Raw genomic sequence first — 25,892 nt, 5'->3', positions numbered from 1 at the left:
CGGGAGCGCGGGGGCCCGAGTTTCGGGCCCCGCGCTCCGCACGCGTGATCAGAGGTTCGCGACGTCGCCCTGCTTGGCCCGGACCGCCTCGGCCGCCGCCTTGAGGCTGGCGATCTCGTCGTCGTCGAGCGGGGTGGTGACGACCCGGCGTACGCCCTCGCGGCCGATCTCGGCCTCGACGCCCAGGTAGACGCCGGAGATGCCGTACTCGCCGTCGACCCAGGCGCAGACCGGCATGACCTCGCCGGAGTCGGTGGCGACGGCCTTGGCCATCCGCGCGGCGGCGGCCGACGGGGCGAAGTACGCCGAACCGGTCTTGAGCAGCGCGACCACCTCGGCGCCGCCGTTGCGGGTCCGGACGACCAGCTCCTCGATCTGCTCGTGCGACATGACCTCGCGCAGCGGCTTGCCGTCGACCGTGCTCTGCGACGGCACCGGCACCATGGTGTCGCCGTGCGAGCCGAGCGTGAGGGTCCGCACCGAGGCGACCGGTACGTTGAGCGCCTCGGCGACGAAGTTGCTGAACCGGGCGGTGTCGAGCATGCCGGCCTGGCCGAGCACCCGCTGCTTCGGGAACTGGGTGGCGATCTGGGCCAGCGCGGTCATCTCGTCGAGCGGGTTGGATACGACGATGACCACCGCGTTCGGCGCGTACTTGGCCACGTTCTCGGCGACCTGCCGCACGATCTTGGCGTTGGTCTCCAGCAGGTCCATCCGGCTCATGCCCGGCTTACGCGGCAGGCCCGCCGTGATGACGACGACGTCCGAGCCCTCGATCCCCTCGTAGCCCTCGCCGTTCTTGCCGGTGGTCAAGCCGACAATCTTGGTCTCGAAGCCCTCGATCGGCCGCGACTGGTTCAGGTCCAGCGCCAGCCCTTCGGGCTTGCCCTCGATGATGTCCGTGATCACGACGGTGTCGAAGATGTCGTACTCGGCCAGGCGCTGCGCGGTGGTCGAGCCGTAGAAGCCGGCGCCGACGACGGTGACCTTTTTACCCATGCCGTCCCACTCCCTGATACCAGTCGGTTTTTCCGGACCGTATCAGTCATGGTGGCACCGATCGGGTCAGGGGCGACGGCCGTTGGCCGGATCACCGTTTCGTCGATCTAGGGCAAATCGTCGTGATTGGAGATCAAACAGCGGGGATTTGCCCTAGATCGACGGGCGCTCGGCGCGTTCGACCACGTTGGTCAGCAGCATGGCCCGGGTCATCGGCCCGACGCCGCCGGGCATCGGGGCCAGCGCGCCGGCCACCTCGGCCACCTCGGCGTCGACGTCGCCGGTGTACCGGCCCTTGCCGTCCGGCCCGATCACGCGGGTGATGCCGACGTCGACGACCACGGCGCCGGGGCGGACCATGTCCGCGGTGAGCAGCCCGGGTACGCCGGCGGCGACGATCACGATGTCGGCCCGGCGGGTGTGCGAGGCGAGGTCGAGGGTGCCGGTGTGGCAGAGGGTGACCGTGGCGTTCTCGCTGCGCCGGGTGAGCAGCAGCCCGAGCGGACGCCCGACGGTGTTGCCGCGGCCGACGACGGCGACCTCGGCCCCGCGCAGCGGCACGTCGTGGCGGCGGAGCAGCTCGACGATGCCGCGCGGCGTGCAGGGCAGCGGGGCGGGGTAGCCGAGCACCAGCCGACCCAGGTTCACCGGGTGCAGCCCGTCGGCGTCCTTCTCCGGGTCGATCAGTTCCAGCACCCGCTGGGTGTCGATCTGGCTCGGCAGCGGCAGCTGCACGATGTACCCGTGGCACGCCGGGTCGGCGTTGAGTTCGGCGACGACGGCGTCGACCTGCTCCTGGGTCGCGTCGGCCGGCAGCTCGCGCCGGATCGAGGCGATGCCGACCTCGGCGCAGTCGCGGTGCTTGCCGTTCACGTACGCCTGGGAGCCGGGGTCGTCGCCGACCAGGACCGTACCGAGCCCGGGAACGATCCCCCGCTCCGCGAGCGCCTTCACCCGGGCCCGCAGCTCGTCCTTGATGTCGGCCGCGGTCGCCTTGCCATCCAGAAGGGTCGCCGTCACGAACAGATCGTCTCACGACCGGCGCGCCGCCTTTCCGGCTACCCGATACCGACCTGCCCGCGACCCGTGAAGCATCGATCTTATGTGACTTTGCGTAACCGTGTAATTCGTCACTCTGCGTGAGGACAACGGGAGCGCAGGCGCCCGGGGCGGCACGGACGGGCACGGACGAGCCCAAATCTCCCGGCCCACCCCCGGCCCGGTCTGGCCGGAACGACGCCCAGCCAGCGCCGCTTTTGACCGGATTACCCCACACCCGAGCCCGTCGCTGGCCGCCGCGCCCACTACCAAGAAGGAGAAGAAGAAACAAGACCATGACGGGTGCACTGTTATGCAGTCGTGATCGTGACGTGGACGAGGGCGATATTCCGGCCTACCTTTGCCCAGCGTTGCGCAGCGTTACCTTCCCTGGCCTGCGACTGCGCATCGTGAGGAGATGAGGAGACCCAATGCAGGTTCGTAGGCTGGCTGCCTGGACCGCGCTCCCGGTCGCCGCGACCCTCGGCCTGGCGGCCTGTGGTGGCGGCAACGGTGGCTCCGGCGGGGGCGGCGCCAATCAGGCAGTTTCCATCGCGATCGTCGAACCCCAGCACCTGGTGCCGACGAACGTCACCGAGGTCAACGGCAACCAGGTACTCGCCGCGCTGTTCGCCCCGCTGGTCGACTACGACGCGCAGAGCAAGCCGTACGAGGTGGCCGCGCAGTCCGTCACCACGACCGACAACAAGGTCTGGACGATCAAGCTCAAGCCGGGCTTCACCTTCCACAACGGCGAGAAGGTCACGGCCGAGAGCTACATCGACGCCTGGAACTACGGCGCCTACGGCCCGAACGGCCAGGACACCAACACGTTCTTCGACAAGATCGCCGGCTACGACGACATGCAGTCGGTCGACCCGGACGGCGATGGCCCGCAGCAGGCACCGGCCCCGAAGGCCAAGACCCTCTCCGGGCTGCGGAAGGTCGACGACAACACCTTCACGGTGACGCTCTCGGCGCCGTACGCCGACTTCAAGACCGTGCTCGGCTACAACGCGTTCTACCCGCTGCCGCAGGCGGCGTTCTCCGCGCCGGGCGTACTCAAGGACGGCTACGAGAACGCGCCCATCGGCGACGGCCCCTTCAAGATGAAGGGCACCTGGCAGCACGACTCGAAGATCGAGGTCGAGCGGTACGACGCGTACCCGGGCGACAAGCCCAAGGTGGGCGCGATCGAGTTCCGGATCTACCAGCAGCTCACGGCCGCCTACGCGGACCTGCTCTCGGACAACCTGGACGTGCTGCCGACGATCCCGACCGAGAACCTGAGCACCGCGCAGACCGACCTGGGCGACCGGTACCAGACCAGCCCGATGTCGGCGTTCCAGTTCCTGGAGTTCCCGACCTTCCAGAAGGAATTCAGCAACCCGGACGTGCGCAAGGCCGTGTCGATGGCGATCGACCGTGACGCCATCGTCAAGTCGGTCTTCAAGGGCTCGCAGACCGCGGCCCGGTCGTTCGTCTCGCCGGTCGTCTCCGGCTACCGGGACGACACCTGCGGCGAGGCCTGCACCTACGACCCCGCCAAGGCGAAGGCGCTGTACCAGCAGGCCGGCGGCCCCGCGAAGATCCAGATCACGTACAACGGCGACGGCGGCCACAAGGACTGGGTCGACGCCACCTGCAACCAGCTCAAGGCCAACCTGGGCGTGGACTGCGTCGGTACCGCCGAACCGAAGTTCGCCGACCTGCTCACCAAGCTGCAGAAGAAGCAGCCGGTCGGGCTGTTCCGCAGCGGCTGGGTGATGGACTACCCGTCGATGGAGGACTACCTCGGCCCGCTGTACTCGACCGGCGGCTCCTCGAACTACTCCGGGTACAGCAACCCGCAGTTCGACAAGCTGGTCAAGGAGGGCAACGCGGCGCCGACGCCGGAGGCGGCCCAGAAGAAGTACCAGCAGGCCGAGGACATCCTCGCCAAGGACCTGCCGGTCATCCCGCTGCGATTCGGCGAGAACGTCTTCGGCTCCTCGACGAAGGTCAGCAACGTGCACGTGGACCTGTTCCAGCGGGTGAACCTCCTCCAGCTCCAGGCCAGCAACTAACGGAGCCACGCCTGGCACGCGCGGTTCGGGCCACCCGGTGATCCGGGTGGCCCGACCGTAGGCGCCGGAGCCGCCACCGCTACCGCCCCCTTGGGAGAGATCGCTAGAAATGTTGCGCTTCATCGTGCGGCGCCTGCTCCAGATGGTCGTGGCGTTCTTCGGCACGACGCTGATCGTGTACGCGCTGATGTTCGCGGGCCAGGGCGACCCCATCCAGGCCCTCGCCGGGGAGCGCCCGGTCAGCGCGGCACAGCGGGCGTACCTGACGGAGAAGTACCACCTCGACGCGACCGGGGTCGGCGGGTTCTTCTACCGCTACTGGGACTACCTCACCAACCTGCTCAAGGGAAACCTCGGGCAGTCGCTGACCGGACGGCCCATCGGCGGGATCCTCGCCGACGCGTGGCCGGTCACCGTCGAGCTGGCCTTCATCGCGCTGGCGGTGGCGGTGGTGCTCGGCGTCACGGCCGGCGTCATCGCCGGCATCCGGCGGGGCAGCATCTTCGACAACTCGACCCTGCTGCTCACGCTGCTGGTGCTCGGCATACCGACGATCGTGCTGGCCCCGCTGGCCCAGTACCTGCTCGGCGTGAAGTGGCAGATCTTCCCCGCCACGGCCGGGGCCGACCCGACCGTGTACGCGTTGCTGCTGCCCGGCATCGTGCTCGGCTCCCTCTCGCTCGCCACCGCGCTGCGGCTGACCCGTACCTCGGTGGCGGAGAACCTGCGCGCCGACTACGTACGGACCGCGCGCTCGAAGGGGCTGCGGCGGCGGCGCGTGGTCAGCGTGCACGTGCTGCGCAACTCGTTGATCCCCGTCGTCACGTTCCTCGGCGTGGAGCTGGGCAACCTGATGAGCGGCGCGATCATCACGGAGGGGGTCTTCAACATCCCCGGCGTGGGCTTCAACCTCTTCCGCGCCATCCGGACCGAGGACGGACCCCTCGTGGTGGGGATCGTCAGCGTGCTGGTCCTGGTCTACCTCCTCTCCAACCTCGTCGTTGACGTCCTCTACGCCGTACTCGACCCCAGGATCCGCTATGAGTGACTTCGAAACGGTCGCCGCCACCGAGAACCCCGCCGCCCGGCCGGGCCCGACCGGCGAGCCCGGCGATGCGCGACGGGGCGGCACCGCCGCGCGCAGCCTCGCCGGCGACGCCTGGCGCGACCTGCGCCGCAACCCGATCTTCTGGATCTCGCTGGCCCTGGTCGTGGTGGTCGCCGCGATGGCCGCCGTCCCGGCGCTCTTCACCGGCAGCGACCCGAACGACTGCGTCCTGTCCCGGCAGCACGCCGGGCCGTCCGGCGCGGCCATCTTCGGGTACGACTTCCAGGGCTGCGACGTCTACGCCCGGGCGGTCTACGGCGCCCGCGCCTCGCTGCTGGTCGGCGCCCTCTCGGCGCTGCTGACCGGGGTCATCGCGGTGGTCGTCGGGATGCTCGCCGGCTACTTCGGCGGCTGGGTCGACTCCGCGCTCTCCCGGGTCATCGACATCGTCCTCGGCATCCCGCTGCTGCTCGCCGCCATCGTGCTGCTCAAGCGGGTCAGCAGCGACAGCCCGGGGCTGCGCCTGGCCGCGGTGATCCTGGTGCTGGCCGTCCTCGGCTGGACCACGGCCGCCCGGGTGGTCCGCTCCTCGGTGATCACGGCGAAGGGGCAGGACTACGTGGCGGCGGCGCGGATGCTCGGCGCCGGCCACGGCCGGATCATGTGGCGGCACATCCTGCCAAACGCGCTCGCGCCCGTCCTGGTGGTACTGACGATCGCGCTCGGCTCGTTCATCGCCGCCGAGGCGACGCTCTCCTTCCTGGGCATCGGGCTCAAGGCGCCGACCATCTCGTGGGGCATCGACATCGACGCCGGCCGTACCCACATGCGGGAGTCGGCCACCCCGCTGGTCGTACCGTCCGCGTTCCTCGCCCTGACCGTACTGGCGTTCATCATGCTCGGCGACGCGATCCGCGACGCCTTCGACCCGAAGCTGCGGTGACCTGCGATGACGACAACCTCCGTACAGCCCACCCCGGCGCCGGCGCCCGCCGGCGGTGAGGGGCACCTGCTCGACGTCCGCGACCTGCACGTCGAGTTCCGCACCCGCGAGGGCGTGGCCAAGGTGATCAACGGTGTCTCGTACCACCTCGACGCCGGCGAGACCCTGGCCGTGCTCGGCGAGTCGGGCTCGGGCAAGTCGGTGACCGCGCAGGCGATCATGGGCATCCTCGACATGCCGCCGGCCGTCATCACCTCCGGCGAGATCCGCTACCGGGGCGAGGACCTGCTCGGCATGCCCGAGGGCCAGCGCCGCCAGGTACGCGGCAAGGAGATCTCGATGATCTTCCAGGACGCGCTCTCGGCGCTGAACCCGGTCTTCCCCGTCGGCTGGCAGATCGGCGAGACGCTGCGCGAGCGCGAGGGTCTCTCCCGGGCCGAGGCCCGGCGGCGCGCCGTCGAGCTGATGGAGCTGGTGAAGATCCCGGCGGCCCGGCAGCGGGTCGGCGACTACCCGCACCAGTTCTCCGGCGGCATGCGGCAGCGCGTCATGATCGCGATGTCGCTCGCGCTCAACCCGCGGATCCTGATCGCCGACGAGCCGACCACCGCGCTCGACGTCACGGTCCAGGCGCAGATCATGGACCTGCTCAGCGACCTGCGCCGCGACCTGAACATGGCGATGATCCTGATCACCCACGACCTCGGGGTGGTCGCCGGCGTCGCCGACCGGATCGCGGTCATGTACGCCGGCAAGATCGTCGAGCACGCCGACGTGCGCTCGCTGTACCGCAGCCCGGGGCACCCGTACACCAAGGGGCTGCTGGAGTCGATCCCGCGCCTGGACCAGCGCGGCCAGCAGCTGGCGACCATCAAGGGCCTGCCGCCGAACCTGATGCGCATCCCCTCGGGCTGCCCGTTCCACCCGCGCTGCCCGTTCGCCCAGCCGGTCTGCGCCGACGTCGCCCCGCCCGAGGTGGCGCTCGGCGACGGCCGGACCAGCCGGTGCCACTTCGCCGAGGAGGTCCGCGATGGCCGGATCTGAGCAGAGCAAGGTACGAGGCGAGACGATCCTGGAGGTCGACCACCTCGTCAAGCACTTCCCCATCACCCAGGGCGTCGCGCTCAAGCGCCGCACCGGCGCCGTACAGGCCGTCGACGGGGTGAGCTTCGAGCTGCGCCGGGGCGAGACGCTCGGCGTGGTCGGCGAGTCCGGCTGCGGCAAGTCCACGCTGGCCAAGCTGCTGATGCGGCTGGAGACGCCGACCTCCGGGCGGGCGCGGCTCGACGGGCGGGACATCTTCAAGGTCTCCGGTGCCGAGCTGCGCCGGCTGCGCCGCAACATGCAGATGGTGATGCAGGACCCGTACACCTCGCTCAACCCCCGGATGACCGTCGGCGACATCGTCGGCGAGCCGTTCGAGATCCACCCCGAGGCGGCGCCCAAGGGCGAGCGACGGCGGCGGGTGCAGGAGCTGCTGGAGGTGGTCGGGCTCAACCCCGAACACATCAACCGGTACCCGCACCAGTTCTCCGGTGGTCAGCGGCAGCGCATCGGCATCGCCCGGGCGCTCGCCCTCCGACCGGAGATCATCATCTGCGACGAGCCGGTCTCGGCCCTGGACGTCTCGATCCAGGCCCAGGTGATCAACCTCCTGGAGCAGCTCCAGGACGAGTTCGGGCTCTCGTACATCTTCATCGCCCACGACCTGTCGGTGGTGCGGCACATCTCCGACCGGGTCGCCGTCATGTACCTCGGCAAGATCGTCGAGATGGGGACCCAGGAGGAGATCTACGAGCGGCCGAGCCACCCGTACACCCAGGCGCTGCTCTCGGCCGTGCCGGTGCCGGACCCGGAGGCCCGGGAGGAACGGGAGATCATCCGGCTGACCGGGGACGTGCCGAGCCCGGCCGACCCGCCGTCGGGCTGCCGGTTCCGTACCCGCTGCTGGAAGGCGCAGGAGATCTGCGCCCAGCAGGAGCCGCTGCTGGTCCGGCGCGCCGCCGAGCCGCACCCGTCGGCCTGCCACTTCGCCGAGCCGAAGCACCTGGTGGGCTGAGCCCGCGACCGCGCCGGGAACCCGGCGCGGTCGTGGCGGCTCGTCCCGGTGTGGAGACGAACCGGGGATCCCGCCCTGCCCACCCCGGCCGCACCGCCCTGGTCGGATCGATCGCGCTGACCGTGCTGGCGGGTTGCGACGGGGGTACGCCCATCGCGCCCGCCGGCGGCGGGCGCGGCACCCCGGCGGCGGGAGGATCCGCGAGCGGGCGCGGCGCCCCGCCGGAGCCGACCGCGAGCGGTCCGAGCGCCCGGGCGCCGGACGGTCCCGCGAGCCCCGACGCCTGCCCGCCCGGCGACCGCTTCCCGCCACCGTCGGCGACCGGGGTGTCCGAACTCGCCGGCACCAGCCCGGACGCCACGCTCTGGGCGCTCTTCTTCCCGACCGAGGGCGGCCGGATGCGGGCGGGCGCCGAGCTGAAGGTCGTCTGGCGGATGACCGGTACCGGTGACCTGACCATGACGGCGAGCGGCCCGGGCGGCGCCACGGTGCGCCCGGTCTGGGGGCCGGAGCCGCACGACGGCAGCAGCTGGCACCGCCCCGGCGACGAGTGGGGCACCGGCTGGTCCTTCCCGACCCCGGGCTGCTGGACGGTACGGGCCGTCCGCACCGGCGGCGCCACCGGCATCCGCACCCTGCGGATCGGCCCGGCCTGACCGCGCCCGCCCGGCCGCCCGGCCGACGGGTGCACGGCCCGGGGACCGGGCGACCACGTCCGGGGACGTCAGTGCGGCGACGTCAGTCCGGCCGGGCGGGGTTGGTCAACACGAGGTCGGCGATCCGCCGGGGCAGTCCGGGCGAGAAGAAGCCGTGCCCCATCCCCGGTACGAGCTCCAGCCGCGCCCCCGGCACCTGGGCGGCGATCGCCCGGGCGTGCGGCACGGCGAAGATCGGGTCCTCGGTGCCGTGTACGACCAGGGTCGGTGCCGTGATCCCGGAGAGCGGGACGAGCCGGTCGGGGGTGAGCCGTCGCCCGGCCAGGTCGTGGTTGCCGGCGGCGGCGGGGTTGCGGGCCCGCTCGTGCGAGCGCGCGACGTACCGCCGGGCCGCCGGTTCGTCGAACGGCAGCGCGGGCCCGTTGAGCACCCGCAGGGTCGCCAGGTCCGCCTCGATCCGTTCCTCGGCGGTGGCCCGGGGCGTGGTCGCGGCCCCGAGCACGTGCCGGAGGAACTCGGCCGTGGGTGGTGGCAGTTCGTCCGGCGCGGGTGGCTGGCCGGCCATCGCGCGCGCCCAGGCGGGCCCGGCGTTGTTCCCCATCGGGGAGGTCATGAGGGTGGTGAGGGTACGCACCCGCGCCGGGTGGTGCACCGCGAGCCACTGGGCGATGGCGCCGCCCATCGAGGCGCCGACGACGTGGGCCGCCTCGACGCCGTACCCGTCGAGCACCGCGAGGCTGTCCGCGGCCATCTCGGCGAGCGTGTACGGCCGCGTCGCGAAGTCGACGTGGTCGGACCGGCCGGTGTCGCGGTGGTCGAAGCGGATGACCTGCCGACCGCCGGCGACCAGCCGCGCCACCAGCTCGTCCGGCCAGCCGATCGCCTGGGCGGCGGTACCCATGATCAACAGTGTCGAAGGGTGGTTCGGATCCCCGGAACGTTCGGTCCAGAGCCGCAGCTCTCCCGAGTTCACGTATCTCTCGTCGGTAACGGACATGCCGGCAACGTAGCGGGGTGCTCCGGGCCGGGAAGCGGCCACCACCTGCGGCTACGTAAATATAGAATGGTATAATAATACCGAGATCGGGCGCGGGGAGCGCTCCGGCGACGGGCGCCGCCGGAGACGACCCGGGCGCCGGTCCGCTGGACCGGCGCCCGCCGCTGTGACGATGAAACCCCGCCGGGGCCGTGGAAACCGCTGGCGGATCAGTGGAAGAAGTGCCGGGTACCGGTCAGGTACATGGTGATCCCGGCCGCCCGCGCGGCGGCGACGACCTCCTCGTCCCGTACCGATCCGCCCGGCTGCACCACCGCGCGCACCCCCGCCTCGGCCAGCACCTGCAGCCCGTCGGGGAACGGGAAGAACGCGTCCGAGGCCCCGACCGCGCCACGGGCCCGGTCGGCACCGGCCCGGGAGACCGCGAGCTGGGCCGCGTCGACCCGGTTGACCTGACCCATGCCGACCCCGACGGTGGCGCCGTCGGTGGCGAGCAGGATGGCGTTGCTCTTCACGGACCGGACGGCCCGCCAGGCGAAGGCCAGGTCGCGCAGGGTTTCCGGGTCGGCGGCCTCGCCGGTCGCCAGCCGCCACGTCGCCGGGTCGTCGCCCGCGGCGTCGATCCGGTCCGCGCTCTGGGCCAGCAGGCCGCCGGTGACCTGCCGGAACTCCACCGGCGCCGGCTGCCAGGCCGGCGCGCGCAGCAGCCGCAGGTTCTTCTTCGCCGTCAGCACCTTGAGCGCGGCCTCGTCGAAGGCCGGCGCGACGACGACCTCGGTGAAGATCTCCGCGACCTGCTCGGCCAGCTCGACGGTGACGGTGCCGTTGACCGCGATCACGCCGCCGTACGCCGACACCGGGTCGCAGGCGTGCGCCTTGCGGTGCGCCTCGGCGACGTCGGCGCCGACCGCGATCCCGCAGGGGTTCGCGTGCTTGATGATCGCCACCGTCGGGGTCTGCGGCCCGAAGTCGTTGGCCGCCCGCCACGCCGCGTCCGCGTCGACGTAGTTGTTGTAGGACATCTCCTTGCCGTGCAGCTGCTCGGCCTGGGCCAGGCCGGCCGGCGCCGCCGGGTCCAGGTAGAGCGCCGCCCGCTGGTGCGGGTTCTCGCCGTACCGCAGCGTCGCGGACCGGCGCAGCGCGAACCCGGCGAAGTCCGGCCACCGCGTGCCGCCCTCGGTGGTGACGGCCTCCTCGGCGGCGTCCGTCCCGTCCGCCGCCACCAGGGTCTCGGCGCACCAGCGGGCCACCGCGACGTCGTACTCGGCGATGTCGGCGAACGCCCGCGCCGCGAGCCGGCGCCGCTGGGCGAGGGTGGTGCCGCCGGCCTCGATCGCGGCCAGCACCTCCGGGTACGCCGATACGGCGGTGACCACCGCGACCGAGGCGTGGTTCTTCGCGGCGGCGCGTACCATCGCCGGCCCGCCGATGTCGATCTGCTCGACGCAGGCGTCCACGTCGGCGCCGGAGGCGACGGTCTCGGTGAACGGGTACAGGTTGGAGACGAGCAGGTCGAACGGGCGGATGCCGAGCTCGTCCAGCTGCGCCACGTGGCGGTCGAGCCGCAGGTCGGCGAGGAGGCCGGCGTGCACCTTCGGGTGCAGCGTCTTGACCCGCCCGTCCAGGCACTCGGGGAATCCGGTCAGCTCCTCGACCCGGGTCACCGGTACGCCGGCCCCCTCGATGGTCGAGGCGGTGCTGCCGGTCGAGACGATCTCCACCCCGGCCCGGTGCAGCGCCTGGGCCAGCTCGGTGAGTCCGGCCTTGTCGTAGACGCTGACCAGCGCCCGCCGGATCGGGCGGCGTCCCTCGGTGACCCCGGCGCTCATGCCGCCACCTCGACTCGCGCACGGTACTGGGTCATGGGATCGAGACCTTCCTTCCGCTGATGGTCCAGCCTTCGCGTACCAGGCGGCCGACCTGCTCGACGAGCTGGCGCCGCTCGGCTTCCTTGATGCGTTCGGTGAGCGTCTCCTCGTCGTCGGTGTCGAGCACCGGCACCGCGACCTGGGCGATGATCGGTCCGGTGTCGACGCCCGCGTCGACGAAGAAGAGGGTGGCCCCGGCGAGCTTCACGCCGTAGGCGAGCGCGTCCCGCGGCCCGTGCATGCCGGCGAAGGCGGGCAGCAGCGAGTTGTGGGTGTTGATGTACCGGTCACCGAAGGCCGCGAGGAAGTGCGGACCGACCAGCTTGAGGAACCCGGCCGAGACGACCAGGTCGGGCCGGTGCTCGGCGACGTGCGCGGTGAGCGCGGCGTCCCAGTCGCCCCGGGACGGGTAGTCCTTCACCCGGTCCACGAAGGTCGGTACGCCCGCGGCGGCGGCCCGGTCCAGACCGGCGATGCTGTCCCGGTCGGCGCCCACGGCCACGACCCGCGCCCCGTAGCCGGGATCGGCGCCCGCGTCGAGCAGGGCCTGGAGGTTGCTCCCACCGCCCGAGACGAGTACGACGAGGCGGGCGGCTGGCGCGGCGTCAGTCACCACCGCACCCTATCGGGCAGCTCAGACCGGGTCTCAGGCGGCTCGACCCGGCGGTACCGGCGTCGATGCGGGCCGCGCCAGGGCCGGGGCGGAGAGATCGTGACGGATTTGTCGGCATGTCGGCGCACGGCAGGGCAGCCCACGGTGGATTCGGGCAGGTACGCTGCCGGACGCTCGGGCAACGACAGCCCGTGCGCCAACACCCTTCCATACTGCCCCCGCATGCCGCGCGGGTGGCGCTCTCAAGGAGTCATTCCGACATGCAGCCTGGATACCCCTCCCAGCCGCCGCCGCAGATCGACAACAACATGACGATGTCGATCGTCTCCATTTTCCTCTTCTGGCCGCTGGCGATCCCTGCGATCATCAACGCGTCCAAGGTGAACCCGCTGCTGCAGCAGGGTGACTGGGCGGGCGCGCAGGCGGCGGCCGCCGAGTCCAAGAAGTGGTCGAAGCTGGCGCTGATCATCGGTCTGATCGGCTGGGCCATCTCGATCATCTGCTGCATCATCTACGTCGTCGTGATCGCCGCGGCGGCCAACTCCGGCAGCAGCTACTAAGTCCCACAAGGAGGCAGCACATGCAGCCCGGCCAGCCCGGCCAGGACCCGTACGGCCAGCAGCAACCCGGCCAGTCGGATCCGTACGGCCAGCAACCCCCGCCCCCGGACCCGAACGCGCCACAGCCGCCGGGTTCCTACGGGCAGCAGCCGTACGGACAACAGCCGACGTCGGGCCAGCCGTACGGGCAGCCGACCTCGGGCCAGCCGGCCTACGGTCAGCCGCAGTACCAGGACCCGTACGCCCAGCAGCCCACCTCGGGCCAGCCCTACGGACAGCCCACCTCCGGGCAGCCGTACGGGCAGCCCACCTCGGGCCAGCCGGGCTACGGTCAGCAGCAGCCCACCTCCGGGCAGCCGTACGGCCAGCAGCCGGGCTACGGTCAGCCGCAGTACCAGGACCCGTACGGTCAGCCCGGCTCGGGCCAGCCGTACGGGCAGCCGGGCTACCCGGCCGGGGCGTACGGGCAGCCGGCCTCCCAGCAGAACAACACGCTGGGGCTGGTGGCCATGATCCTCGGCATCGCGGCGTTCCCGCTGCTCTGCTGCTACGCGGCCATCCCGGTCGGCATCGCGGGGGTGGTGACGGGATACCTGGGCAAGAAGCGGGCGGACCAGGGCCAGGCGACGAACCGGGGGCAGGCGATGGCCGGCCTGATCTGTGGCGCCATCGCGGCGGCCCTCGGCATCCTGCAGATCATCCTGATCGTCGTCTTCCAGGTGGGGATGGCGGGAGTGCCGGGCACCAGCTGATCCTCCCCGCCGGCCGTGTCACCGGCCGGACGCACCGCCGTCGGGCGCCCCGGAACTCCTCCGGGGCGCCCACGTCGTTCCCTCCCCGGCCGCCCGGGCCCCGAGTCCCGGGTCGGGTTCAGTCCCGGGGCGAGTTCGGCATCGGGGCGGCGACGGCCCGGCTTCCGGCCGCGCCAACCGTCGCGCCCACCGCGACCACGATCGTCGCCATCGCCGCCACCTGCCAGCCGACCGGCCCGATCTCGGCCAGTCGGCCCCCGGCGAGCGGCCCGCCCGACGCCAGCGCCGCGCAGCCGAGCAGCACGCCCGCGACGGGCCCGCTGACCATCGCGGCGCCGATCAACCGACCCCACCCGACCCCGGTCCGCTCGCGGTCGGCCGACCGGAGCAGCCGGCGGGTGTAGAGCCATCCCGCGCTCATCCCGGCGAGCACGGGCACGGTCAGCAGCGCGGCCCCGAAGCCCTCGACCGGCCCGTGTGGCAGGCCGGCCAGCAGCGGGACCGCCGGCAGCGCGCCGAGCGACACCTCGGTGGTGCGCACGACCGTGCCGGTCCCGACGGCGAACCCCGGCCCGAGCAGGTAGGCGGTCGACCAGACCGCGGCGTTCGGCGCGTACGCCGCGCTGACGAGCGTGATCCCGGCCTGGCCGGGAACCCCGGTCCGGTAGGCGCCGATCATGTCGCTGGCCGCGCCGCCGCCGGTCGCGACGGCCAGACCGGCCGCTCCCGCGCCCGCGCCGATCAGCAGCAGGGCCGCCACCACCCCGGTCCGGATCCCGTCGCGCAGCACGGGCGGCAGCGCGCGGGCCACCGGGCCCAGCGCCCCGGTGGTACGCAGGGCGCCGACCAGCGCGGCGAGCGTACCGAAGACGGTGAGGGTGAGCCCCGCCCGCAGCGGGGAGGCGTCCGGGCCGCCCGCGGAGACGACGGTCGCGGCGAGCGCGCCCAGGACCCCGTACCCGACACCGATCGTGCCGGCGACGGAGAGCGCCTGGCCCGGCGTGCCCCGGTGCCGCGCGCCGATCGCGCGGCTGACGTGCACCCCGGCGCGGGACACCCGCCAGGCCGCGAGCACGGCGAGCGCGAGCGGCGGCAGGCCGAGCGGCCCGGCGGCGGTGCGCAGCGGTACGCCGTGCCCGAGCAGCCATCCGGCCAGCCCGACCCGGACGGCGCCGGCGAACGTGGCGGCGTGCTCGAAGAGCGGCGCCAGGCCGGTCACCACGGCGACGGGCAGGAACGAGACGATCGCGGCCCAGGCGGTCGCCACCGAGGCAGCCACCCAGAGCGGGGCGCGTCCGGAGCGGCCCCGGTCACCGCGCCGCTGAGCCGGAGGCCGCGCCGGCACGCGGGAACCCCGAGGCGTTCCGGCGAAATCTCGGCTGGCGACCTCGGCGGGCGGTGGAGCACCGCTCTGCGGTTTGTCAGGGATGGCTGCCATCAACCACTACTCTTGCATGACCGAACCGGACAGGAACATCGACACCCACGGTCGGATAACGAATAGCCCTCGTCCGCGCGCGCTGTACCGGGTGCGTCCATTGACATATTCCACATCGTCGCCGGAATTGTCGCGACCGGAGCCGCATTCGACGTTCTTCTCGGAAGCGGTGAGGGCCCGAGAACGCTCGGTGGTCACACACCACGAAGGGGCCCGGCCGCACGCCGGCCGGGCCCCTCACGTATTCGCGGTTCGCCGGCTCAGCTGCCGGACATGATCTCCCGCATCAGCTTGGCGGTCTCGGTCGGCGTCTTGCCGACCTTGACGCCGACCGCCTCCAGCGCCGCCTTCTTCGCGTCGGCGGTGCCGGACGAGCCGGAGATGATCGCACCGGCGTGGCCCATCGTCTTGCCGGGCGGGGCGGTGAAGCCGGCGATGTAGCCGACCACCGGCTTGGTCACGTTCGCCTTGATGAACTCGGCGGCCCGCTCCTCGGCGTCGCCACCGATCTCACCGATCATCACGATCGCGTCGGTCTCGGGGTCGTCCTGGAAGGCCGCGAGGGCGTCGATGTGGGTGGTCCCGATGATCGGGTCGCCGCCGATGCCGACGCAGGTGGAGAAGCCGATGTCGCGCAGCTCGTACATCATCTGGTAGGTCAGCGTGCCGCTCTTGCTGACCAGGCCGATCCGGCCCGGGCCGGTGATGTCGGCCGGGATGATGCCGGCGTTCGACGCGCCCGGGGAGGCGATGCCGGGGCAGTTCGGGCCGATGATCCGGGTGCGCCCGCCCTGCGCGAGGTTGTACGCCCAGAAGGCGGCGGTGTCGTGCACCGGCACGCCCTCGGTGATCACCACGGCGAGCCCGATGCCCGCGTCGATCGCGTCGAGCACGGCCGACTTGGTGCCCGCCGGCGGCACGAAGATGACCGTGGCGTCCGCCCCGGTCTCCGCCATGGCGTCGGCCACGTTGGCGAAGACGGGCAGCTCGACCCCGTCGAAGTCGACGCGCTGGCCGGCCTTGCGGGGGTTCACCCCGCCGACCACGTTGGTGCCGGCCGCCAGCATCCGGCGGGTGTGCTTGGAGCCCTCGGCGCCGGTCATCCCCTGGACGATGACCTTCGAGTCCTTGGTGAGCCAGATTGCCATGTCAGACCCCCGCAGCCGCGAGCTCGGCGGCCCGCTTGGCCGCTCCATCCATCGTGTCGACCCGCTCGACCAGCGGGTTGGCGGCCTCGTCGAGGATCGCCCGCCCCGCCTCGGCGTTGTTGCCGTCCAGCCGGACGACCAACGGCTTGACCACCCGCTCGCCGCGCTGTTCGAGCAGCGCGAGGGCCTGGATGATCCCGTTGGCGACCTCGTCGCAGGCGGTGATGCCGCCGAAGACGTTGACGAAGACGCTGCGTACCGAGGGGTCGGAGAGGACGATCTCCAGGCCGTTGGCCATCACGGCCGCGCTCGCGCCGCCGCCGATGTCGAGGAAGTTCGCCGGCTTCACGCCGCCGAACTCCTCACCCGCGTACGCGACCACGTCGAGCGTGGACATGACCAGGCCCGCGCCGTTGCCGATGATGCCGACCTGGCCGTCGAGCTTGACGTAGTTGAGGTCCTTCTCCTTCGCCCGCTGCTCCAGCGGGTCGACCGCGGCCTGGTCCACCAGCGCCTCGTGGTCCGGGTGCCGGAAGGCGGCGTTGCCGTCGAGCGTCACCTTCGCGTCGAGGCAGAGCACCTCGCCGCTGGCGGTCTTGGCCAGCGGGTTGACCTCCACGAGCGTGGCGTCCTCGGCGACGAACGCCTGCCACAGCTTGAGGGCGATCTCGACCACCTGGTCGGCGACCTCGGCCGGGAAGTTGGCCTTGGTGACGATCTCGCGCGCCTTCGCCTCGTCGACCCCGACGCTGGCGTCGATGGCGACCTTGGCCACCTTCTCCGGGGTCTCGGCGGCGACCTGCTCGATGTCCATCCCACCGGCCACGCTGGCGATGGCCAGGAACGTACGGTTGGCCCGGTCCAGCAGGTAGGAGAAGTAGTACTCCTCCGCGATGTTCGCGGTCACGGTGATCATGACCTTGTGGACGGTGTGCCCCTTGATGTCCATGCCGAGGATGTCGTCGGCCCGGGCGGTCGCCTCGTCGGCGCCCTCGGCGAGCTTCACTCCGCCCGCCTTGCCCCGGCCACCGACCTTCACCTGCGCCTTGACGACCACCCGGCCGCCGAGGCGCTCGGCGATGGCGCGGGCCTCCTCCGGGGTCGTGGCGACGCCGCCGGCGAGCACGGGCAATCCGTGCCGCTCGAACAGCTCGCGCCCCTGGTATTCGTACAGGTCCACGATTACGCGTCCCGTCCCGTCTCCGCGGCGCGCCGTCGCGCCGCCGCCAGCGTGAATTGAGTTGACGCCTGTCGACAACGAAAACAGGCCTTCGGCCGCAGCCTAGCGAGGTAGGCACCAGCGGCAACCGACCGGGTGCGCGGTGTGCGGTAATGCACAGGATGCCAGGGTCGGGGGCGCGGGCTAAGAGATCCGGCAGCGGCCCGCCGAAAAGTGGGTGATCGCCTGCATGATCTCCTGCTCCGAACGGTCCGCGAAGTTGACCGTGGCGGTGAGACCGGTACCGAAGACGACCTGTTGCATCCCGGAGTCCAGCGCCGTGAAGGCGCCGAGATTGCTCCCGGTACGCGGGTCACGCGGTTTCACACAGACCATCTTCTCCAACGCCCAGCGACGCCGGTAGATCTGGTCGATCGCCTCCCAGGGCAGCCAGATCGCCTGTCCCCGGGTCGGGCGGGTTTTGATCCACAATCCGGCCGGGCCGACCGCCAGCACGGGACCGCCCGAGGTCACCAGCCAGAGCTGGAATCCGAGGGGCAGGCCGACCAGGAGGGCGAAGAAGGCGAGCCCGCCGAGCAGGACGATGAGGCCACCGTCGTTGCTGGCCGCCAGCCCGAGCGGACAGGCCAACATCAGCAGTACGAACAGCAGCAACCCGCCGAGGAACAGCGCCCGCTTGCGGACGCTCGGTCGGGCGACGAACGGCTGGTCCTCCGGGATCCGGTTGGTCACCGGCAACTGCGGCGGCGGTGGCGCCCAGCCGCCCGGCGGCGGTCCTGGCTGCCCCGGCCAGCCCCCGGGGGACGCCCACTGCGGGTTCGGCGGCTGCGGGGCCCAGCCCGGCTGCGGCGGCACCGGCTGCTGCGGCCAGCCGGGCTGGGCCGCGTCGGGCTGCGGCGGGCCGGGCTGCGGCGGCGGGCCGGACGGACCGGGCACGCCCGAGGGCTGCTGCCACCCGGCGGGCGGTCCTGGCGGTTGCTGCGGGGGAACGGTCACGGTCGGCTCCGGGCGGACGTACGCGAATGGTGATCGGGAGACCCGAGAGTACGGCCGCCGTCACCGCCGGGCCGTCCCGTCCGGGCCCAATTCCGGGATCTTTTCCTCGGGCCGCGTAACCACTCCCGGCAGGCGTCGTTGAGTCAAGTGTCAGAGCGCGGGAGCGCGATGACGGGAGACGGCCGATGCCCTGTCGGTCGAGGGGTGGCGGCGGGGCATCGCGCATAGAGAGGCCGGGCGTGTGAGGGGTGCGTCCGGCCTCTCCCCCGTCTCCGGGCACCCTCCCCGGCCGGGCGAGGCGTCCCCGGACGTTCGCGGGTGACCCGAGTACCCGTACGCGGTGCTCGTACGCGAGCCGAACCGTCTCAGACGGTCTGCGCCGAGATGTTCTCCCGTACCCACTCGACGATCGACTGGGTGGTCGCTCCGGGCGTAAAGATCTTGGCAACGCCGAGCCGTTCCAGTTCGGGGATGTCGGCGTCCGGGATGATCCCGCCGCCGAAGACGACGATGTCCCGGGCGTCGCGCTCGGCGAGCAGCTCGATCACACGCCGAAAGAGGGTCATGTGCGCCCCGGAGAGCACGGAGAGCCCGATCGCGTCGGCGTCCTCCTGGATCGCCGCCTCGACAATCTTTTCGGGCGTCTGGTGCAGCCCGGTGTAGATGACCTCCATGCCGGCGTCCCGCAGCGCCCGCGCGACCACCTTGGCGCCGCGATCATGCCCGTCGAGACCGGGCTTGGCGACGACGACGCGAGTACGAGAACTCATCAGCGCAACATCCCTTCCAGGCCGGCCGCGGCAGCCACCTGAACGAACGGTAACCCGGGCACCCCACTTCCCGACATCCGGGATCGCGACGCGGGCCGGGCCCTCCCTGACACCCCTAGGGACCCCTTAGGGAGCCCCGATTCGGGCGACGACGAAAAGGCCGGTTCGGCTACGTTCCGTAGCAGCCGGGGTGACCAAGCGCCATTAACGAGCCTAGTCATAAATCGTTACGACACGCCGCAATCCACAGCGGACACGCACAGATCGTCGCGGCATTTTCGCGGGGCGGCTTGTGACTCGCCTAGGGGTTGGTTACCGTGGCCCACGGTTGTCATCTAGCCGACGGCGTGATGACGACGCGGTCGACCAGCTCCGGCAGGACCCGCCGGCGCCGGCACCGGCCACATCATTGACCCGATACGGAGGATGTGCGTGCGTCAGCGCTTGTCGTCTGAGCCCGACCGATATCGCGGGCGCCGTCGCGTACCCACACCCCCTCGCAGCCGCTACGCGGTCGTCGTCACCACCGCCTTCGTCGGCGCCGGCGTGGTCGCGCTGGGCGCCCAGGCGATGCCCGACGCCAAGACCGTCAGCCCCTCCGCGCTCGCGGCCGACCTGCAGAACGCCTCGGCGACCAGCCAGGACGTGGCCGACCGTGCCGCCGACGCCGACCGCGCCTCCCGCGACACCGATCGCGGCGCGCTCGAGTCGACGCTGGCCAACACCGAGGACACCTGGTTCCTCCCCCTCCGGGGCTACACCTTCACCGCGCCCTACGGCCTGCGCTGGGGCAAGTTCCACGCGGGCGTCGACCTGGCCGCCACCGAGGGCACCCCGTACCGCGCGATCCACGACGGCACGGTCGAGAAGGCCGGCTGGTACGGCGGCTACGGCAACTGCGTGATCATCAGGCACACGGACGGCACCGAGTCAATCTACGGCCACTCCTCGCGGCTCCTGGTCAAGGAAGGCCAGCAGGTGAAGGCCGGCGACACGATCGGCCTCGTCGGGAGCACGGGCCACTCGTACGGCTCCCACCTGCACCTGGAGATCCACGTCAAGGGCGAGCCGACCGACCCGATCCCGTGGCTGCGCAACAAGGGCGTCGACATCCAGATGGAGACCCAGCCGATCGCGGCCGACGCCGCCGCCTCCTGAGCACCCCAGCTTCCCGTCGTCGCCTCCCGGGCGACGTACGCTGATCCGGCCCGCCAACGGCGGGCCGGACGCGTTTCCGCCCCGGGGCAGAGACCGACGCAGGACCAGCCCGCTCCCGCCCCCGGGCAGCGCCGCAGGGCCGACCCGGGCTCAGCCCGCTCCCGCCCCGGGCAGGGCCGAGGCGCGGGCACGTGACCGGTCGGGCGACTGGCACGGTCCACGGCCCCGCTCCGGACGGCTCTGGCCCGCCCGGAGCGGCGGTCGGAACTCTTTCCCGCCCGGGCGGGGCTACAGCTTCTCGGGGGGCTACAGCTTCTCGATCGGGGCGTGCCGGAGCACGAGCCACATCGTCTCGGCGCCGAAGTCGATCTGGGCGCGCGCGCCCGGCCCGTGCCCCTCGACCGCGAGCACCCGGCCCAGGCCGTATCGCTGGTGGTTGACCCGGTCGCCGACGGCCACCTTCGGGGCCTGCGGCAGCTCGCTGGCCGTGGCGAGCCGGCTGCCGTCGATGCCGAGCCGCTGCGCGAGCTGCGCCGCCTTCGGCGTACCCCCGGCGAAGCCGCCGCCGCGCCCGGCCGCCGCGCGGTCGGCGCCGCCGGCCCGGCCTCCCACGCCGCCGCCCGTACCCGACCACGACGTGTAGGCGCCCTCGGTGCGCTCCCAGCGCACCAGGTCGCCCGGCAGTTCCTCGGTGAAGCGCGAGGGCGGGTTGTAGGAGGGCTGTCCCCACGCCGACCGGGTCACCGCCCGGGAGAGGTAGAGGCGCTGGCGGGCCCGGGTGATGCCCACGTAGGCGAGCCGCCGCTCCTCCTCCAGTTCCCGGGCGTCCCCCAGCGAGCGCAGGTGCGGGAAGACGCCGTCCTCCAGCCCGGTGAGGAAGACCACCGGGAACTCCAGCCCCTTGGCCGTGTGCAGGGTCATCAGCGTGACCACGCCCTGGTGGTCCGGGTCGTCCGAGGGGATCTCGTCGGCGTCGGCGACCAACGCGACCTGCTCCAGGAAGCCCGCGACGGTCGCCACGACCTCCTCGGACTCGGCCTGCGCCTCGGCCCGCTCGGTGTACTCGCGTGCGACGCTCACCAGCTCCTGGAGGTTCTCGACCCGGCCGGCGTCCTGCGGGTCGAGGCTCTCCTCCAGCTCGCTGAGGTAGCCGGAGCGGGTCAGCGCCGCTTCGAGCACCTCCTCCGGCGGCGCGGTCGCGGCAAGTTCGCGCAGCCCGTCGAGGAGCGCGACGAAGTCGGCGATACCGTTCGCGGCCCGGGTGGAGATCCCGGGCGCGCCGTTGGCCCGCCGCAGCGCGGCCCCGAACGAGATCCGGTCGCGGGAGGCCAGCGCCTCCACGCACGCCTCGGCCCGTTCCCCGATGCCCCGGCGAGGGGTGTTCAGGATGCGCCGGAGGCTGACCGTGTCGTCGTCGTTGACCACGGCGCGCAGGTAGGCCAGCGCGTCGCGGACCTCCTTGCGCTCGTAGAAGCGGACCCCGCCGACCACCTTGTACGGCAGCCCGACCCGGATGAACACCTCTTCGAAGACACGGGACTGCGCGTTGGTGCGGTAGAAGACCGCCACGTCGCCGGGACGCGCCTCGTCGGCGTCGCAGAGCCGGTCGATCTCGCGGGCCACCCAGTCGGCCTCGGCGTGCTCGGTGTCGGCCACGTAGCCGACGATCTGCTCGCCGGCGCCCTGCTCGCTCCAGAGCCGCTTCGGCTTGCGGGACGCGTTGTTCTCGATAACGGCGTTCGCCGCGCTCAGGATCGTCTGCGTCGAGCGGTAGTTCTGTTCGAGCAGGATGGTCCGGGCGTCGGTGAAGTCGCGCTCGAACTCCAGGATGTTGCGGATGGTCGCGCCGCGGAAGGCGTAGATCGACTGGTCCGCGTCGCCGACCACGCAGAGCTCCGCCGGTTCGAGACCCGGCGTGCCGCCGACCAACTCCTTGATCAGCATGTACTGCGCGTGGTTGGTGTCCTGGTACTCGTCGACGAGCACGTGCCGGAACCGCCGGCGGTAGTTCTCCGCGACGTGCGGGTGCGACTGGAGCAGGTGGACCGTCGTCATGATCAGGTCGTCGAAGTCGAGCGCGTGCGCCTCGCGCAGCCGCCGCTGGTAGAGCGTGTACGCCTCGGCCAGCGCCCGCTCGTTGGGGCCCTTCGCCCTGGCCGCGAACTCCTCCGGGTCGACCAGCTCGTTCTTGAGGTTGGAGACCTGGGCCGCGAGCCCGCGCGCCGGATAGCGCTTCGGGTCCAGATCGAGTTCCCGGGCGACCAGCTGCATCAGTCGCCGAGAGTCGTCCGCATCGTAGATCGAGAACGTCGACTTCAGCCCGGCGTGCTCGTGCTCGGCCCGCAGGATCCGGACGCAGGCGGAGTGGAACGTCGACACCCACATCAGCCGGGCCCGGGGCCCGACCAGCGCGGCGACCCGCTCCTTCATCTCGCCGGCGGCCTTGTTGGTGAAGGTGATGGCCAGGATCTGCCCCGGGTGCACCGGCTCACCGTCCAGCCCGGTCCGCGTCGCCAGCAGGTACGCGATCCGGTGGGTCAGCACCCGGGTCTTGCCCGAGCCGGCGCCGGCCACGATCAGCAATGGCGAGCCGGAGTGGGTCACGGCGTCGCGCTGCGGTCCGTTCAACCCGGTGAGCAGGGCCTGCGGGTCGAGCCCGGCCGTCGGCCGGGGACGGGTCGAAGGGTGCACCGGCGGGGTCGACTCACCCGGCGGAGTCGGTTGGACCGGCGGGATTTCGAAGAGAGCATGCATCGCTAGCCGAGTCTATGTCGCCGGACCGACATGCCGGCACCGCGCCGCCCCCGAAGGCCGCGCGGCGCGCTCGCGGGGCACCGCCCCGGCGCGACGCGGCACGTCGGCGGCCGGCGCCGGCGGGGCGCCGAGCCCGGCACCGCCACGGTCGCCGCCGCCGTGGACACCCCGCCATGATCGGCCCCGCCGTAACGGCGCCGGGCCGTCCTCGCCGGGTGGCAACCGTGCCGTCATCCGCCGGTGGTGGCGTCGCCGTGCCCGATCGAGAAGCATGTCGGGATAGCAACGTCGACACCCGTTCCCTGCCCGCCCGGCCTGATTGCGAGGATCCGATGAGCCGACCCCGTACGCGCCCCTGGGCCCTGCTCCGCTTCCTCGCGGCTCCGGCCCTGGCGGTGGCGGCCGTCGTCGCCGCCCTCCCGACCCATCCAGGTCCCGCCACGCCGCCACCGGCACCGGCCGGTGCCGGCCTGCGCCCGGTCTCGGTCTCCTCCGGCCTGCCGGCGGCCAGCCCGGTGAAGGGGAACTTCCTCAGCTACAACGACTTCCACGGCGCGATCGACCCGCCGACCGGCAGCGGCGCGACCGTGAACGGCACCCCCGCCGGCGGCGTCGAGTACCTGGCGACCTGGCTGGAGCGGCTGCGGGCGCAGGCCCGGGACGAGGGGCGTACCAGCATCACCGTGGGCGCGGGCGACCTGGTCGGCGCCAGCCCGCTGGTCAGCGCGGCCTTCCACGACGAGCCGACGATCGAGCTGATGGACCAGATCGGGCTGGAGGTCAGCTCGGTCGGCAACCACGAGTTCGACGAGGGCGTCGCCGAGCTGCTGCGGCTCGACCGGGGCGGCTGCCACCCGGTGGACGGCTGCCAGGACGGCGACGGGTTCCGTGGTGCCCGCTTCTCGTACCTCGCGGCCAACACGGTCAGCAGGACGACGGGGCTGCCGGTCCTCCCGCCGGTCGACATCCGCCTCGTCAACGGGGTACCGGTCGGGTTCGTCGGGGTGACCCTGGAGGGGACCCCGGGCATCGTCAACCCGGCCGGCATCACCTCGGTCACCTTCACCGACGAGGTGGAGACCGCGAACAGGTGGAGCGCGCTGCTCAAGCTCTTCGGCGTGAAGGCCCAGGTGCTACTGATCCACGAGGGCGGCGCGCAGTCCGCCCCGCCGAGCACCCCCGGCGTCTCCGACTGCGCGAACTTCTCCGGTCCGATCGTGCCGATCGTCGCCGGCCTGCGCCCCGAGTTCGGCCTGGTCGTCTCGGGCCACACGCACCGCTTCTACTCCTGCTCGCTGCCGAACTCCTCGGGGGCGGGCACCGTGGTGACCAGCGCGGGCAGCAACGGACAGCTGGTCACCGACGTCGACTACACGCTCGACCGGCGGTCCGGGCGCTTCACCGACATCACGGCCCGAAACGTGGTCGTCGAGAACGGCGTACGCAACCCCGACGGCAGCTGGCAGCAGACCACGCCGGGCAGCTACGTGCGCAACCCGGAGCTGGTGGACCCCGGCGCGAAGGCGCTGGCGGACCGGTACCGCGCCGCGGTCGCGCCGATCGCGAACCGGGTCATCGGCCGGATCACCGGCGACATCGTCCGGGACCCCGGCCCCAACCAGGAGAGCCCGTTGGGGGATGTGATCGCCGACGCCCAGCTCGCCTGGACCCGGGGCGACGGGGCCCAGCTCGCGCTCATGAACCCCGGCGGCATCCGGGCGTCGCTGCCGTACGCCAGCTCCGCCGGGGGCGAGGCGGACGGTGAGATCACCTACGGGGAGGCCTTCACCGTCCAGCCGTTCAACAACCTGGTGGTGACGCAGACCCTGACCGGCGCACAGCTCAAGGACGTGCTGGAGCAGCAGTTCCCCGGGTACGAGGGGCAGACCACGCAGCGGGTGCTCCAGGTCTCCGCCGGCTTCGGCTACTCGTACGACACCCGGGCGCCGGCCGGCCAGCGGGTAAGCGCGCTGACGCTGGGCGGTACGCCGATCGACCCGGCCGCTACCTACCGCGTCACCACGAACGACTTCCTCGCCAACGGCGGCGACGGTTTCACCCTGCTGACCCGCGGTACCGGACGGACGACGGCGCCCGGCTTCGACATCGACGCGCTGGTGGGTCACCTCGGGGCCGGCGCGCCCGTCGCACCGGGACCGGCGGACCGGATCACCCGGCTCGGCTGACGTGGCGTGTCCCGCTCCACACCCGCGAGGAGCTTGCGCCACCCGAGGCGGGCTGGGCATACTCGACCACGTGATCCAGCCGACCACCTGTTACTACTTTTACTACGGCCCCGGGAGTCCGGCAGCCGTAGGTCGCGCTTGATCGACAAGCCTACGAAAGCCCCGGGCTCCTGGAGCCCGGGGCTTTTTCTTGCCCGGGATCGGGGGACCGGGGCCCGCGCCTCAGGGGGTAACCGATGATGACAGACGTGGTGGAACAGCCCGGCGAACCGAGCACCGGGGCCCGTGATGCCGTGGCCGGCGACGCGACGGGCCGGGCCGCGGACGCGGGCGACGACCGTCCCGCGGGCGGCCAGGAGACCGGTACGGAGGTACCGGACGCCGCCGAGCGCATCCTGGAGATCCGACGCCGGATCGACGAGATCGACAACTCGCTGATCGCGCTCTGGCAGGAGCGGGCCGCGCTGTCGCGTGAGGTGGGGGCGATCCGGCGGGCGGCCGGCGGTACCCGGCTGGTGCTCTCCCGCGAGCAGCAGATCCTCGAACACTTCCGGGAGGCGCTCGGTGCCGACGGTACCCAGTTCGCCATGCTGTTGCTGCGGGCGGGCCGCGGCCCGCTGTAGCACGGAGATCCCCTGCCCGCCGGCGCCGCGAGCGGCGCCG

22 protein-coding genes are annotated in these 25,892 nt (G+C 72.1%); 11 read left to right on the top strand and 11 right to left on the bottom strand.

The annotated features are described in order from the left end of the window. Window positions 1-48 precede the first annotated feature (48 nt). Complete coding sequence (gene mdh, locus AB0J86_RS20060; protein WP_363859069.1) at window positions 49-999, bottom strand: malate dehydrogenase; 951 nt, start codon at window positions 997-999, stop codon at window positions 49-51. Window positions 1,000-1,152: 153 nt separating this feature from the next. Then, window positions 1,153-2,019, bottom strand: coding sequence for a bifunctional methylenetetrahydrofolate dehydrogenase/methenyltetrahydrofolate cyclohydrolase (locus AB0J86_RS20055; RefSeq protein WP_363859068.1), 867 nt, complete (start codon window positions 2,017-2,019; stop codon window positions 1,153-1,155). 449 nt (window positions 2,020-2,468) lie between these two features. Here AB0J86_RS20055 and AB0J86_RS20050 point away from each other — a divergent pair, with 449 nt between their 5' ends. From AB0J86_RS20050 to AB0J86_RS20025, 6 genes are all read left to right on the top strand, one after another. Beyond that, window positions 2,469-4,103: an ABC transporter substrate-binding protein gene (locus AB0J86_RS20050; RefSeq protein WP_363859067.1), complete on the top strand. Its 1,635-nt coding sequence runs from the start codon at window positions 2,469-2,471 to the stop codon at window positions 4,101-4,103. A 109-nt stretch (window positions 4,104-4,212) separates the two neighbouring features. Further along, the gene (locus AB0J86_RS20045; RefSeq protein ID WP_363859066.1) at window positions 4,213-5,151 is read left to right on the top strand and encodes an ABC transporter permease; all 939 of its coding nucleotides are present in this window, start codon (window positions 4,213-4,215) and stop codon (window positions 5,149-5,151) included. Continuing rightward, the gene (locus tag AB0J86_RS20040) at window positions 5,144-6,094 is read left to right on the top strand and encodes an ABC transporter permease (RefSeq protein WP_363859065.1); all 951 of its coding nucleotides are present in this window, start codon (window positions 5,144-5,146) and stop codon (window positions 6,092-6,094) included. Before AB0J86_RS20045 ends, AB0J86_RS20040 begins: the two co-directional genes overlap by 8 nt. A gap of 6 nt (window positions 6,095-6,100) precedes the next feature. Beyond that, the gene (locus AB0J86_RS20035) at window positions 6,101-7,138 is read left to right on the top strand and encodes an ABC transporter ATP-binding protein (RefSeq protein ID WP_363859064.1); all 1,038 of its coding nucleotides are present in this window, start codon (window positions 6,101-6,103) and stop codon (window positions 7,136-7,138) included. Next, a complete protein-coding gene (locus AB0J86_RS20030) occupies window positions 7,125-8,153 on the top strand; it encodes a dipeptide ABC transporter ATP-binding protein (protein ID WP_363859063.1) in 1,029 nt (342 codons plus the stop codon). Before AB0J86_RS20035 ends, AB0J86_RS20030 begins: the two co-directional genes overlap by 14 nt. Window positions 8,154-8,203: 50 nt before the next feature. Continuing rightward, the gene (locus AB0J86_RS20025) at window positions 8,204-8,809 is read left to right on the top strand and encodes a hypothetical protein (protein ID WP_363859062.1); all 606 of its coding nucleotides are present in this window, start codon (window positions 8,204-8,206) and stop codon (window positions 8,807-8,809) included. An 82-nt stretch (window positions 8,810-8,891) separates the two neighbouring features. Here AB0J86_RS20025 and AB0J86_RS20020 read toward each other — a convergent pair whose 3' ends face one another. The 3 genes from AB0J86_RS20020 to purN form a co-directional block, all read right to left on the bottom strand. Continuing rightward, complete coding sequence (locus AB0J86_RS20020; RefSeq protein WP_363859061.1) at window positions 8,892-9,806, bottom strand: alpha/beta fold hydrolase; 915 nt, start codon at window positions 9,804-9,806, stop codon at window positions 8,892-8,894. Between the two features lie 209 nt (window positions 9,807-10,015). Beyond that, a complete protein-coding gene (purH, locus tag AB0J86_RS20015; protein ID WP_363859060.1) occupies window positions 10,016-11,635 on the bottom strand; it encodes a bifunctional phosphoribosylaminoimidazolecarboxamide formyltransferase/IMP cyclohydrolase in 1,620 nt (539 codons plus the stop codon). Window positions 11,636-11,666: 31 nt separating this feature from the next. Further along, on the bottom strand, window positions 11,667-12,287 hold the full coding sequence (gene purN, locus AB0J86_RS20010) for a phosphoribosylglycinamide formyltransferase (RefSeq protein ID WP_363859059.1): 621 nt from the start codon (window positions 12,285-12,287) through the stop codon (window positions 11,667-11,669). A 260-nt stretch (window positions 12,288-12,547) separates the two neighbouring features. Between purN and AB0J86_RS20005 the strand changes: the two genes are divergently transcribed. Continuing rightward, window positions 12,548-12,847, top strand: coding sequence for a CD225/dispanin family protein (locus tag AB0J86_RS20005; RefSeq protein WP_363859058.1), 300 nt, complete (start codon window positions 12,548-12,550; stop codon window positions 12,845-12,847). A gap of 20 nt (window positions 12,848-12,867) precedes the next feature. Next, on the top strand, window positions 12,868-13,599 hold the full coding sequence (locus AB0J86_RS20000) for a DUF4190 domain-containing protein (RefSeq protein WP_363859057.1): 732 nt from the start codon (window positions 12,868-12,870) through the stop codon (window positions 13,597-13,599). 118 nt (window positions 13,600-13,717) lie between these two features. Here the strand turns inward: AB0J86_RS20000 and AB0J86_RS19995 are convergent, their stop codons facing one another. The 5 genes from AB0J86_RS19995 to AB0J86_RS19975 all read right to left on the bottom strand — a co-directional run bounded on the left by AB0J86_RS19995 (window position 13,718) and on the right by AB0J86_RS19975 (window position 19,131). After that, a complete protein-coding gene (locus AB0J86_RS19995) occupies window positions 13,718-15,040 on the bottom strand; it encodes a DUF6350 family protein (protein WP_363859056.1) in 1,323 nt (440 codons plus the stop codon). A 257-nt stretch (window positions 15,041-15,297) separates the two neighbouring features. Next, window positions 15,298-16,185 carry a succinate--CoA ligase subunit alpha gene (sucD, locus tag AB0J86_RS19990; RefSeq protein WP_363859055.1) on the bottom strand — a complete coding sequence of 296 codons (888 nt, stop codon included), beginning with the start codon at window positions 16,183-16,185 and terminating at the stop codon, window positions 15,298-15,300. A 1-nt stretch (window position 16,186) separates the two neighbouring features. Next, window positions 16,187-17,365, bottom strand: coding sequence for an ADP-forming succinate--CoA ligase subunit beta (sucC, locus tag AB0J86_RS19985; protein ID WP_363859054.1), 1,179 nt, complete (start codon window positions 17,363-17,365; stop codon window positions 16,187-16,189). 183 nt (window positions 17,366-17,548) lie between these two features. Beyond that, complete coding sequence (locus tag AB0J86_RS19980; protein WP_363859053.1) at window positions 17,549-18,361, bottom strand: hypothetical protein; 813 nt, start codon at window positions 18,359-18,361, stop codon at window positions 17,549-17,551. Window positions 18,362-18,726: 365 nt separating this feature from the next. Beyond that, a complete protein-coding gene (locus tag AB0J86_RS19975) occupies window positions 18,727-19,131 on the bottom strand; it encodes a cobalamin B12-binding domain-containing protein (RefSeq protein ID WP_363859052.1) in 405 nt (134 codons plus the stop codon). A gap of 432 nt (window positions 19,132-19,563) precedes the next feature. On the opposite strand from AB0J86_RS19975, the gene AB0J86_RS19970 reads away from it, so the two are divergent. Next, window positions 19,564-20,289 (top strand): M23 family metallopeptidase, encoded by a 726-nt coding sequence (locus AB0J86_RS19970; protein WP_363859051.1) that lies wholly within the window; start codon window positions 19,564-19,566, stop codon window positions 20,287-20,289. A gap of 306 nt (window positions 20,290-20,595) precedes the next feature. Here AB0J86_RS19970 and pcrA read toward each other — a convergent pair whose 3' ends face one another. After that, a complete protein-coding gene (gene pcrA, locus AB0J86_RS19965; RefSeq protein ID WP_363859050.1) occupies window positions 20,596-23,043 on the bottom strand; it encodes a DNA helicase PcrA in 2,448 nt (815 codons plus the stop codon). A gap of 332 nt (window positions 23,044-23,375) precedes the next feature. Here pcrA and AB0J86_RS19960 point away from each other — a divergent pair, with 332 nt between their 5' ends. Together AB0J86_RS19960 and AB0J86_RS19955 are read left to right on the top strand one after the other, a co-directional pair. Then, a complete protein-coding gene (locus AB0J86_RS19960; protein ID WP_363859049.1) occupies window positions 23,376-25,229 on the top strand; it encodes a bifunctional metallophosphatase/5'-nucleotidase in 1,854 nt (617 codons plus the stop codon). A gap of 236 nt (window positions 25,230-25,465) precedes the next feature. Next, the gene (locus tag AB0J86_RS19955; RefSeq protein ID WP_363859048.1) at window positions 25,466-25,852 is read left to right on the top strand and encodes a chorismate mutase; all 387 of its coding nucleotides are present in this window, start codon (window positions 25,466-25,468) and stop codon (window positions 25,850-25,852) included. Window positions 25,853-25,892 lie beyond the last annotated feature (40 nt).

Origin of the sequence: Micromonospora sp. NPDC049559 (assembly GCF_040676675.1) — a bacterium.
GTDB lineage: Bacteria > Actinomycetota > Actinomycetes > Mycobacteriales > Micromonosporaceae > JBFAPK01.
The sequence above is the reverse complement of the archived record's forward strand: the minus strand, read 5'-3'. Positions and strand labels throughout refer to the sequence as shown.